We start from the raw sequence: 9,797 nt of genomic DNA on the forward strand, positions 1-9,797 counted from the left end.
CGCGAAGAAGAGCAGCGCGGGCGCCCCGTTGATCTCCGCCGGGCGGAACTCCGCGCCCACCAGCCACTTCTCCAGCGCCATCCGGATCAGCCCCGCCACCGGCTCGCGGCCCACCACGATCTTCCGGGCCGCCGGCACCCTGCCGCCGCCGTCCGACCACCAGCTCACGTCCTCCGCGAGCAGCGACACCAGCTCGCTCACGTCGCCCGCGCGCGAAGCGGCGAGGAACGTCTCCACGAGGGCCCGCTGCCGCTCGCCCGCCACCGCGTACCTGGCGCGCTCCTCCGCCAGCCGGGCCCGCGCGCGCCGCAGGTGCTGGCGGGCGCCCGGCTCGGAGAGGCCGAGTATCCCGGCGATCTCGCGGTGCCCGTACCCGAAGGCGTGGTGGAGCACGTACACCGCGCGCTCCGGCGGGCTCAGGCGCTCCAGCAGGAGCAGCAGCGCCGAGGACACCTCCTCGCGCTGCTCCGCGCTCTCCATCGGGCCGAGCGCCCCGCCCGAGGTGAGGACCGGTTCGGGCAGCCACGGCTCCACGTACCGCTCCCGCCGCACCCGCGCCGAGTCCAGGACCGTCAGGCACAGCCGGGTCACCGTCGTGGTGAGCCACGCCCCGGGCGTCCGCACCGTCGCGCGGTCCGTGCCCGCCCAGCGCAGATAGGCGTCCTGTACCACGTCCTCGGCCTCCTGCGCCGAGCCCAGCATCCGGTAGGCGAGCCCGAACAACCGGGGCCGCTCCGACTCGAACTCCCGTACCGAATCAGCGATCACAGCGCACAGCGTGCCACCGCGCGGCCCGCGCGTCCCGTAATCCCGATCTCGCTGTGAGTCATCCCACCCCGCGCCGCTCTCCCCGGCGTGGCACACTGGTGCGCGTACCAGCAACAGCGCACTCCGGGGTCGGTGTAATTCCGAACCGGCGGTTACAGTCCGCGACCCGCTCGCTTCCAGTGAGCGGTTGACCAGGTGGAATTCCTGGACCGACGGTGAAAGTCCGGATGGGAGGCAGTGCGCGGCGGGTCGCACGCAGCAGTGCGCCGCCGTAGGCCGGGACGCCGTGCGTCGGCGTACCCCGGTCCGCGTCCGGCGCTCCCACTGCCCATGTGCGCCCGTACCAAGCCTGTCCTCGCGACAGCGCCCCGGAGTCCGTGCCCGAGAGGCAGGAGGACCCGGTGGCCACCGCAGCCGAAACCGCCGCCATGCGCGAGGCGATCGCCCTCGCCGCCCGCGGCCTCGGCCGCACCCGCCATAACCCCGTCGTCGGCTGCGTCGTGCTCGACGCCTCCGGCGAGGTCGCGGGCAGCGGGTGGCACAGCGGCGCGGCAGTCCCCCACGCCGAGATCCACGCGCTTGCCCGCGCGGAGGAGCTGTCCGGGGTGGACACCGCCCTCGTCACCCTCGAACCCTGCGACCACACCGGCCGTACGGGCCCCTGCTCGCGCGCCCTGATCGAGGCCGGCGTCCGCCGCGTCGTCTACGCCGTCGCCGACCCCACCGACCAGGCCACCGGCGGCGCCGGCACCCTCCGCGCCGCCGGTCTCGACGTGGAGCACGGCCTCCTGGAGGCCGAGGCCGCCGACGTCAACGCCGCCTGGCTCACCTCCGCCCGCCTCGGCCGCCCGCACGTCACCTGGAAGTACGCCGCGAGCCTCGACGGCCGCACCGCCGCCGCCGACGGCACGAGCCGCTGGATCACCTCGCCCGAGGCCCGCGCCGACGTCCACCGGCTGCGCGCCACCTGCGACGCCGTTCTCGTCGGCTCCGGCACCGCCCGCGCCGACGACCCCCACCTCGCCGTGCGCGGCGTCCCCGGGGCACCCCAGCCGCTGCGCGTCGTCCTCGACACCGAGGGCACCGCGGTACGCGCCGGAGCGCGCGTCCTCGACGACGCGGCGCCCACCCTGATCGCCCTCGCCGACGACGCCCCCGCCCCCGCGCACGGCGCCGAACTGCTCCGCCTCCCGCGCGCCGCGCACGGCGGGCTCGACCTCACCGCGCTCCTCGCCGCGCTGTACGCGCGCGACGTGCGCGGCGTCCTCCTGGAGGGCGGCGCCCGGCTCGCCGGGTCCTTTGTCGCCGCCGGGTGCGCCGACCGCGTCGTCGGCTACCTCGCCCCCGTCCTGCTCGGCGCCGGGCCCGCCGCCCTCACCGGCGCGGGAATCACCACCCTCACCGCCGCGTTGCGGCTCGACGTGCGCGACAGCACGCGGCTCGGGCCCGACCTGCGGATCACCGCCGTTCCCACCACCGCCCCCAAGGAGCGCTGAAGTGTTCACCGGAATCGTCGAAGAACTGGGTGAGGTCGTCGCCGTCGAGGAACTCGCCGACGCCTCCCGCTTCCGGCTGCGCGGCCCCGTCGTCACCGAGGGCGCCCGGCACGGCGACTCCATCGCCGTCAACGGCGTCTGTCTCACCGTCGTGGCGCACGAGGGCACCGAGTTCACCGCCGACGTCATGGCCGAGACCCTCCAGCGCTCCAGCCTCGGCGCCCTCGCCCCCGGCTCCCGCGTCAACCTCGAACGCCCCACCCCGGTCGGCGGCCGCCTCGGCGGGCACCTCGTGCAGGGCCACGTCGACGGCACCGGGACGATCCTGCGCCGCGAGCCCTCCGCGCACTGGGAACTCGTCACCGTCTCCCTGCCCGGCGACCTCGCCCGCTACGTCGTGGAGAAGGGCTCCATCACCGTGGACGGCATCAGCCTCACCGTCGTGGAGGCCGGCGAGGACAGCTTCAGCGTGAGCCTCATCCCGACCACGCTCGCCCTCACCACGCTCGGCCACAAGCAGCCCGGCGCCCCCGTCAACCTGGAGGTCGACGTCCTCGCGAAGTACGTCGAGCGGATGCTCCGGCACGGCGTGAACCCCACCGAGGAGCAGTGATGTTCGACCAGCTCAACGCCCAGGCGTTCACCCTCTTCGGACAGCACGTCATCTGGTCCGACGCGATCGGCAACACCGTCGGCCTGCTCGCCCTCGCCCTCGGCTGGCGCCGCTCGGTGTGGACCTGGCCCGCCCAGTTCCTCTCCGGCGTCGTCCTCGTCGCCGCCTACCTCTCCGCCCACCTCAGCGGCGGCGTCGGCAAACAGCTTCTCGTCATCGTCGTCGCCCTGTGGGGCTGGCGGCAGTGGACGAAGGGCCGTCAGGAGGCCCAGGACGGCACCCTCGCCGTGCGCTTCGCCACCTGGCGCGAACGCGGACTGCTCCTCGGCGGGACCGTGCTCGGCACCCTCGCCGTCGGCGGCCTCTTCGCCGCCGTGCCCGCGCTCTCCTGGAACCCCTGGCCGGACGCCTACATCTTCGTCGGCACCCTCGCCGCGATGCTCGCCCAGGCGAAGGGACTCGTGGAGTTCTGGGCCGCCTGGCTGCTGGTCGACGTCGTCGGCGTGCCGCTCGCCTTCACCAGCGGACTGGCCTTCTCCGGCCTCGTCTACGTGATCTACCTCGCGCTCGTCCTGTGGGGCCTGCGCGACTGGTGGCTGCGTTCGCGCGCGAACGCGGCACCGGAAGTCGCCCCGGAAGGAGCCCCCGCATGAGCGGCACCCACGAACCCGTCCCCGGCAGCACCCCCTGGACCCCGGGCGAGGGACCCTGGCCCCACGACGAGGAACTCTCCCTCGCCCTCGACCCCGTCGCCCGGGCCGTCGCCGACATCGCGGCGGGCCGCCCCGTCGTCGTCGTGGACGACGAGGACCGCGAGAACGAGGGCGACCTCGTGATCGCCGCCGAGACGGCCACCCCCGAGATCGTCGCCTTCATGATGAGCGAGTGCCGCGGCCTCGTCTGCGCTCCCCTCGAAGGCCCCGAACTCGACCGCCTCGACCTGCCCCAGATGGTCCGCCGCAACACCGAGTCCCTGGGCACCGCCTTCACCGTCTCCGTCGACGCGAGCCGCGAGCACGGCGTCACCACCGGCATCTCCGCCGCCGACCGCGCCACGACCCTGCGCCTCCTCGCCACCGCGAGCAGCGAGCCCGACGACTTCGTCCGCCCCGGACACGTCTTCCCGCTCCGCGCCCGCCCCGGCGGCGTCCTCACCCGGGCCGGGCACACCGAGGCGGCCGTCGACCTCGCCCGCCTCGCCGGACTGCGCCCGGCCGGCGCCATCGTGGAGATCGCGGGCGAGGACGGCGTCATGCTGCGCCTGCCCGAGCTGGTCCCCTTCGCCCGCAAGCACGGGCTGAGCATCATCTCGATCGCCGACCTCATCGCCCACCGCCGCGCCACCGAGGCCGCGCCCCTGGAGGCCGGGCCGGCCGTGCGCCGCGAGGCCGAGGTGCGCCTGCCCACGGCGCACGGGGACTTCACCGCCTACGGCTACCGCTCCACCGCCGACGGCGTCGAGCACGTGGCGCTCGTCCACGGGGACATCGGCGACGGCGAGAACGTCCTCGTCCGCGTCCACTCCGAGTGCCTCACCGGGGACGTCTTCGGCTCCCTGCGCTGCGACTGCGGCCCCCAGCTCGAAGCCTCCATGCGGCGCGTCACCGAGGAGGGCCGTGGCGTCGTGGTGTACCTGCGCGGCCACGAGGGGCGCGGCATCGGGCTGCTCTCCAAACTGCGCGCCTACGAGCTCCAGGAGCGCGGCCGCGACACCCTCGACGCCAACCTCGAACTGGGCCTGCCCGCCGACGCCCGCGACTACGGCGCCGGGGCCCGCATCCTCGACGACCTCGGCGTCCGCTCCCTGCGGCTGCTCACCAACAACCCGGACAAGAGCGAGGCCCTGACCCGCCACGGCCTCTCCGTCCTGGCCCGCGAACCCATGCCCGTCCAGGCCGGCGAGCACAACGCCCGCTACCTGCGCACCAAGCGCGACCGCATGGGCCACGACCTGCCCTGGCTCGACCGGGCGCGGGGCACCTGCGCCCAGCAGTGACCACCGACCGTCCACCCATGGAACCCATCAACCGAGGAGCAGCGCGTGAGCGGTAAAGGCGCACCCGAGCTGAACGTCAAGAACTGCGGCGACCTCCGCGTCGCCGTCATCGCCTCGCAGTGGCACGAGCAGATCATGAAGGGCCTCACCGACGGCGCGCTGCGCGCCCTCGGCGAGCTGGGCATCAGCGAGCCCACCCTGCTCCGCGTGCCCGGCAGCTTCGAACTCCCCGTGGCCGCCAAGGCGATGGCCTCGCGCGGCTACGACGCCGTCGTGGCACTCGGCGTCGTGCTGCGCGGCGGCACCCCGCACTTCGAGTACGTGTGCCAGGGCGTCACCCAGGGCCTCACCCAGGTCGCCGTCGAGACCGGGGTGCCCGTCGGCTTCGGCGTCCTCACCGTCGACACCGAGGAACAGGCCCTCGACCGCGCCGGCCTGCCCGGCTCCGCGGAGGACAAGGGCCACGAGGCCGTGACCGCCGCCGTCGCCACCGCGACCGTGCTGCGCGGCGTCGTGGAACCCTGGCGCTGAGCCCCGCGCCACCGGCACGAGACCTGCGCGTCCGCATGATGAGAGGCGGCGGCCCCGGCTTCGCTCCGGGGCCGCCCCGGCGCGTATGGTGAGGAAACCATGTCCCAGAAGACCTTCGAAGAGCTGTTCTCCGAGCTCCAGCACAAGGCCGCGCACGCCGACCCGGCCACCTCCCGCACCGCCGAACTGGTGGAGAAGGGGGTCCATGCCATCGGCAAGAAGGTGGTCGAGGAGGCCGCCGAGGTCTGGATGGCCGCCGAGCACGAGAGCAAGGACGCCGCCGCCGAGGAGATCTCCCAGCTGCTCTACCACGTGCAGGTCATGATGGTCGCGCGCGGCATCTCCCTGGACGAGGTCTACGCGCACCTCTGAGCCGCCCGCGGCACCCCGCCGCCCCCGCGGCACCCCGGCCCCGCGCACCGCGCGGCGGCCCCCTCTCACGTCACCCACAGAAGGACGTCACCGTCATGCTGCGCATCGCCCTGCCCAACAAGGGTTCCCTCGCCGGACCTGCGTCGGCGATGCTCCATGAGGCCGGCTACCGCCAGCGCACCGAGCAGAAGGAACTCGTCCTGGTCGACCCGGCCAACGAGGTCGAGTTCTTCTACCTGCGCCCCCGCGACATCGCCCTCTACGTGAGTTCCGGCCGTCTCGACATCGGGATCACGGGACGGGACCTCCTCCTCGACTCGGGCGCCGACGCCGAGGAGATCCTGCCGCTCGGCTTCGCCCGCTCCACCTTCCGCTTCGCGACCCGCCCCGGCACCGCGAAGGGCCCCGAGGACTTCCCCGGGCTCACCATCGCGACCTCGTACGAGGGCATCGTCGCCCGGCACCTCGAAGAGGCCGGGATCGACGCCTCCGTCGTCCACCTCGACGGCGCCGTCGAGACCGCCATCGAACTCGGCGTCGCCCAGGTCATCGCGGACGTCGTGGAGACGGGCACCTCGCTGCGCAACGCGGGCCTCGAAGTCATCGGCGAACCGATCCTCACCTCCGAGGCCGTCGTCATCCGCCGCACCGGCGCGGAGACCGGCGACGCGCGCGTGGACCGCTTCCTGCGCCGCCTCCAGGGCGTCCTCGTCGCCCGCAGCTACGTGATGATGGACTACGACTGCCGCGTCGAGCACCTGGAGCAGGCGGTCGCGCTCACGCCGGGCCTCGAATCGCCCACCGTCTCCCCGCTGCACCACGAGGGATGGGTCGCGGTACGGGCCATGGTGCCGACGAAGGGCGCGCAGCAGGTGATGGACGACCTGTACGGGCTCGGCGCGCGCGCCATCCTGACGACGGCGATCCACGCCTGCCGGCTCTGACGGCCCGCGGCACGGGGTGCCGTATGCTCGCAGCGCCAGTTCCTCCGTGAAAGACGAGTGCCCCGCATGAGCGCCCCCGCCGACCTCCCCCCGCTCCCGGCGACCTTCCGTCCTTCGCTGACCCGGGTGATCCTCATCGGCTGCGGGATCGGGATCTTCGTCGTCATCACGGCGATCGCCTTCCTGCTCGGGATCGGCGGCGGGGAGGCGGCGAGCTTCGTGCTCACCGCCGTGCTCCTCGCCGGGGTGTGCTTCCTGCTCGCGCGGCCCAAGGTCGTCGCCGACGCCGAGGGCGTCACCGTCGTGAACCTCACCACACGCCGCAGCCTCACCTGGCCGCAGATCGTCCGGGTGACACTGCGCGGCGGCGACCCCTGGGCCTTCCTCGACCTCAGCGACGGCACCAGCCTGCCCGTGCTCGGCATCCAGCCCGGACTGGCCCGGGAAAAAGCCGTCGCCGACGCCCGGGCCCTCAGCGCGCTGGTCGAGGCGCACGCCCCCGTGCGCGACTGACCGCCCCCGGCCGCACCGGGAGGCCGCCCGCCCCGCGCGCCCGGTGCGATCCGGGCGCCCGGGGCCTGCCCGTCACGGCCGAATCGTGATTAATCTGGTGGAGCGGCACACGCCGAGTGCCGCCGCCGCCCGCGCCCTCTCCGGCCCGGGTGACCCATCGAATAGAGGAGTGAACCTCTCCGGCAATGGACGGATCGTCCGGTAGTACGTGCGCCGCCCCCTTCCCTCACGGCACGGAGGCGGCGGTATGACCACATCGCTGCTGCTCCTCGGGGCGGCTTTCCTGCTCATCCTCGCCAACGGCTTCTTCGTCGCCGCCGAGTTCGGGCTTGTCACCGTGGAACGCGCCGAGGCCGAGCGCGCCGCCGAGGCCGGGGACCGCCGGGCCGGCGCCGTCGCCCGCTCCCTCAAGGAACTCTCCTTCCAGCTCTCCGGCACCCAGCTCGGCATCACCGTCACCTCGCTCGTCGTCGGGATGCTCGCCGAACCGGCGCTCGCCGACCTCCTCGAAGGGCCCCTCACAGCCCTCGGCCTGCCCGAGGCCGCCGCGCCCGGGGTCTGCGTCGTGCTCGGCATGTTCCTCGCCGCGGCCGTGCAGATGGTCATCGGGGAACTCGTTCCCAAGAACTGGGCCGTCGCCAAGCCGCTCCAGGTCGCGCGCTTCGTCGCCGGGCCGCAGTACGCCTTCGCGCGGCTGCTCCGCCCGGTGATCGCGCTCCTGAACACCGCCGCGAACGCCCTCGTACGGCGCTTCGGGGTCGAGCCGGCCGACGAGATGGCCTCCGCCCGCACCCCCGGCGAACTCGTCTCCCTCGCCCGGCACTCGGCGCTCGCCGGGGCGCTGGAGAAGGACACCGCCGACCTGTTCGTGCGCACCCTCTCGCTGGAGGACCTCACCGCCCAGCAGGTCATGACCCCGCGCGTGCGGCTGAGCACCCTCCAGTCCTCCGCCACCGCCGAGGACGTCGTCAACCTGACCCGGGCCACCGGTCTCTCGCGCTTCCCGGTCTACCGCGAGCGCATCGACGAGATCACCGGCACCGTCCACCTCAAGGACGCGCTCGCCGTCCCGCCGCACGAGCGGCTGCGCACCCCTGTCAGCCGCGTCACCCGCACCCCGCTCCGCGTCCCCGAGACGATGCCGGTGCGCACCCTGCTCGCGCTGCTGCGCACCGAGGAGCCGATGGCCGTCGTCATCGACGAGTACGGCGGCACCGCCGGGGTCGTCACCCTGGAGGACATCATCGAGGAGGTCGTCGGCGAGGTCCGCGACGAGCACGACGGACAGGACCTGCCCGAGCTGGCCGCCCTCCCCGCCGACGAGGGCCGCCCCGCCTGGGAGGCCGACGGCGGCATCCGCGTCGACCAGCTCCGCGCCATCGGCCTCGACGTCCCCGAGGGACCGTACGAGACCGTCGCGGGCCTCGTCGCCGATCTGCTCGGCCGCATCCCAGCCCCCGGCGACCGCGCCGAGCTGCCCGGCTGGCGGCTCGACGTGCGCCAGGTCGGCCACTACCGCGCCGAGCGCGTCCGCCTCGTACGGACCCGGCCCACCGCCGCGCTGAGCGGCGCGCCCGCGCTGGAGGCGGCCCGATGAGCGTCCTGCAACTCCTCCTCGCCGCCGTCCTGATCCTCGCCAACGGCTTCTTCGTCGGCGCCGAGTTCGCCCTCGTCTCCGTACGGCGCAGCCAGATCGAACCCCTCGCGGCCGGCTCCGCGCGCGCCCGCCGCGTCCTGCACGGCCTCGAACACCTGCCGAAGATGATGGCGGCGGCCCAGTTCGGGATCACGCTGTGCTCCCTGACGCTCGGCGCGGTCGCCGAGCCGACCGTCGCCCACCTCCTGGAGCCGGTCTTCACCGCCGCGCACCTGCCCGAAGGGCTCGTGCACCCGCTCGGCTACGTCATCGCGCTGCTCCTCGTCGTCTTCCTCCACCTCGTCATCGGCGAGATGGTCCCGAAGAACCTCGCGATGGCCGCGCCCGAGAAGGCGGCGCTGTGGTTCGGGCCCGGGCTCATCGCCTTCGCCCGCGTCTGCGGCCCCGTGACCCTCTTCCTCGCCGCCTGCGCCCGGCTCGTCCTGCGCGCCTTCCGCGTCGAGCCGAAGGACGAGGTCGAGGCCGTCTTCACGAGCGACCAGCTCAGCCACCTCGTGGAGGACGCGGGACAGGCCGGGCTGCTCGACGCGGAGGCCCAGGAACGCCTGGAGGACGCCCTGGAACTCGGCACCCGCCCGGTCACCGACGTCCTCCTCGACCGTGCCCAGCTCGTCACCGTCGATCCCGCCGTCACCCCGCGCCGCATCGAGGAGCTGACCGTCGCCACCGGCTACAGCCGCTTCCCCGTCCTCGGCACCGGCGGGGTCTTCATGGGATACCTGCACGTCAAGGACGTCCTCGACCTGGACGAGCCCGACCGCGCGGTGCCCCAGCGCCTGTGGCACCGCATGATCACGCTGCGCGCGGAGCTGCCGCTGGACGACGCCCTGACCGTGATGCGCCGCGCCGCGACCCAACCTCGCGCAGTCGCCCAACCCGAGCGGCCGGGGTCCTCGGCCTCGTCACC

Annotated in this window: 11 protein-coding genes and 1 riboswitch; of the genes, 10 read left to right on the forward strand and 1 reads right to left on the reverse strand. The window is 73.9% G+C overall.

The window, feature by feature from the left end; genetic code table 11:
* Positions 1-768 (reverse strand): RNA polymerase sigma factor SigJ (gene sigJ, locus SSBG_RS25825; RefSeq protein ID WP_234010646.1); only part of this gene is annotated, 768 nt, incomplete at its 3' end.
* Between the two features lie 114 nt (positions 769-882).
* A riboswitch (FMN riboswitch) is annotated at positions 883-1,013 on the forward strand.
* A 156-nt stretch (positions 1,014-1,169) separates the two neighbouring features.
* On the opposite strand from sigJ, the gene ribD reads away from it, so the two are divergent.
* The 10 genes from ribD to SSBG_RS25875 form a co-directional block, all read left to right on the forward strand.
* Positions 1,170-2,264, forward strand: coding sequence for a bifunctional diaminohydroxyphosphoribosylaminopyrimidine deaminase/5-amino-6-(5-phosphoribosylamino)uracil reductase RibD (gene ribD, locus SSBG_RS25830; RefSeq protein ID WP_008748998.1), 1,095 nt, complete (start codon positions 1,170-1,172; stop codon positions 2,262-2,264).
* 1 nt (position 2,265) lies between these two features.
* Positions 2,266-2,877: a riboflavin synthase gene (locus SSBG_RS25835; protein WP_008748999.1), complete on the forward strand. Its 612-nt coding sequence runs from the start codon at positions 2,266-2,268 to the stop codon at positions 2,875-2,877.
* Positions 2,877-3,530, forward strand: a complete 654-nt coding sequence (locus SSBG_RS25840; protein WP_037870646.1) for a nicotinamide mononucleotide transporter family protein — start codon at positions 2,877-2,879, stop codon at positions 3,528-3,530. The genes SSBG_RS25835 and SSBG_RS25840 overlap by 1 nt, the downstream gene beginning before the upstream one ends.
* Positions 3,527-4,873 (forward strand): bifunctional 3,4-dihydroxy-2-butanone-4-phosphate synthase/GTP cyclohydrolase II, encoded by a 1,347-nt coding sequence (locus SSBG_RS25845; RefSeq protein ID WP_008749001.1) that lies wholly within the window; start codon positions 3,527-3,529, stop codon positions 4,871-4,873. Before SSBG_RS25840 ends, SSBG_RS25845 begins: the two co-directional genes overlap by 4 nt.
* A gap of 45 nt (positions 4,874-4,918) precedes the next feature.
* Positions 4,919-5,404, forward strand: coding sequence for a 6,7-dimethyl-8-ribityllumazine synthase (gene ribH, locus SSBG_RS25850; protein WP_008749002.1), 486 nt, complete (start codon positions 4,919-4,921; stop codon positions 5,402-5,404).
* 99 nt (positions 5,405-5,503) lie between these two features.
* Positions 5,504-5,776: a phosphoribosyl-ATP diphosphatase gene (locus tag SSBG_RS25855; RefSeq protein WP_008749003.1), complete on the forward strand. Its 273-nt coding sequence runs from the start codon at positions 5,504-5,506 to the stop codon at positions 5,774-5,776.
* Between the two features lie 95 nt (positions 5,777-5,871).
* The gene (hisG, locus tag SSBG_RS25860) at positions 5,872-6,720 is read left to right on the forward strand and encodes an ATP phosphoribosyltransferase (protein WP_008749004.1); all 849 of its coding nucleotides are present in this window, start codon (positions 5,872-5,874) and stop codon (positions 6,718-6,720) included.
* Positions 6,721-6,786: 66 nt separating this feature from the next.
* A complete protein-coding gene (locus SSBG_RS25865; RefSeq protein WP_037870647.1) occupies positions 6,787-7,233 on the forward strand; it encodes a PH domain-containing protein in 447 nt (148 codons plus the stop codon).
* Between the two features lie 247 nt (positions 7,234-7,480).
* Positions 7,481-8,830, forward strand: a complete 1,350-nt coding sequence (locus SSBG_RS25870; RefSeq protein WP_008749006.1) for a hemolysin family protein — start codon at positions 7,481-7,483, stop codon at positions 8,828-8,830.
* Positions 8,827-9,797, forward strand: a 971-nt coding sequence (locus SSBG_RS25875; protein ID WP_008749007.1) for a hemolysin family protein, incomplete at its 3' end; no start/stop codon positions are given. The genes SSBG_RS25870 and SSBG_RS25875, both read left to right, overlap by 4 nt.

The sequence above is a fragment of the Streptomyces sp. SPB074 genome (genome assembly GCF_000154905.1).
GTDB lineage: Bacteria > Actinomycetota > Actinomycetes > Streptomycetales > Streptomycetaceae > Streptomyces.

What these genes read in the sequence shown, in the direction of transcription:
- SSBG_RS25840 (WP_037870646.1), top strand. Translation starts at nt 2,877, where the DNA reads ATGTTCGACCAGCTCAACGCCCAGGCGTTCACCCTCTTCGGACAGCAC.
- SSBG_RS25845 (WP_008749001.1), top strand. Translation starts at nt 3,527, where the DNA reads ATGAGCGGCACCCACGAACCCGTCCCCGGCAGCACCCCCTGGACCCCG.
- SSBG_RS25855 (WP_008749003.1), top strand. Translation starts at nt 5,504, where the DNA reads ATGTCCCAGAAGACCTTCGAAGAGCTGTTCTCCGAGCTCCAGCACAAG.
- hisG (WP_008749004.1), top strand. Translation starts at nt 5,872, where the DNA reads ATGCTGCGCATCGCCCTGCCCAACAAGGGTTCCCTCGCCGGACCTGCG.
- SSBG_RS25865 (WP_037870647.1), top strand. Translation starts at nt 6,787, where the DNA reads ATGAGCGCCCCCGCCGACCTCCCCCCGCTCCCGGCGACCTTCCGTCCT.
- SSBG_RS25870 (WP_008749006.1), top strand. Translation starts at nt 7,481, where the DNA reads ATGACCACATCGCTGCTGCTCCTCGGGGCGGCTTTCCTGCTCATCCTC.